1 protein-coding gene is annotated in these 1112 nt (G+C 45.2%); it reads right to left on the minus strand.

The genetic code is table 11. The annotated features are described in order from the left end of the window. Positions 1 to 1112, minus strand: a 1112-nt coding sequence (locus GVN20_RS29490) for an SdrD B-like domain-containing protein (RefSeq protein ID WP_206023403.1), incomplete at both ends; no start/stop codon positions are given.

The raw sequence follows: 1112 nt of genomic DNA on the forward strand, positions 1-1112 counted from the left end.
TCTTTCATGGTCGAAATCGTGCAACCGGCGGGCAGACTTGCTGCCAGTATTTTGATGTAGTATTGACCTGCGTCCAAGTTGGTGAACAGGTATTTACCGGTGGCATCGGTGGTGTCTTTGGCGATGGCGGCAGTTGTACCTACTTTGTAGAGCTCCACTTGGACACCAGCTACTCCGCCTGCGTTTGGCGTAGTTTCGTCCTGGATGCCGTTGTTGTTGGTATCTTTCCAAACGAAGTCACCCAATGAGCCTTTCGGTACAGCTTTTTCACAAAGGATATTAGCAAAAGCTCCTGCAACGTGCGATTGTCCATCTGGGTTAGTTGGCGAGATAAGTTCTATTTTTATGGTAGAAGTACTCGGCAGAACGTCAATCAGTGTGAATTTAGGAGTAGCCACACAACATGCACCTAGTGTAAGGTCCGGTCCTGTAATAGTCGTATCTTTTACAATACTGCCGGCTGTAACTTTGATTTGCAAGGGGCGGCCATCACTAGAAAGTTCGGAAATGGGTACACAAACTGTAATATCAGAATTGGAAGTTCGTGTTGGTAAAGAAAGGTTGAGCGTCACGGTATTTCTATAACCTGATTCACAGGTATATAAGCCTACTGAAGCATACCCCGGTGCTTTACGGAACAGATAAGCTACCAACGATTGTAATTTGCAAAAATCAGTATTATCGGTAATAGAGACACTAGTAGTTGCAGGGATCTTAGTACGGTAGACGTATTCATCATTCCCAATACTAAATCTGTAAGCCGTGTAGCTATTATTGGCTGCATCTTTGAAAGTAATGGTTGGGCCTGCATCACCTGTTTCATAAACAGCTTCCACATAGATGCTGTCGGCGGTGTTACCATTCGGAATAGCCATTGTGGCCGTACCACTACTTGTACAATTGGGGTCAGGTTCAGACTGACCTACTCCTTTACTGACTACATCTACTTTTACCCCATCGGCACAAGTGAAATTCCAGCTTGTTGTTTTAGGAGTCTGAGTACAAGTGGGTATCGTTATTTCTACTGTATCGCTGCAAGTAGCCGACGTTGCCCAGATGAATTGATATACACCTGGCACTAAACCTGTGACGGTCGAGGTGGCTGAACTTGA

The sequence above is a fragment of the Runella sp. CRIBMP genome, from assembly GCF_009905605.1.
Taxonomy (GTDB): Bacteria; Bacteroidota; Bacteroidia; order Cytophagales; family Spirosomataceae; genus Runella.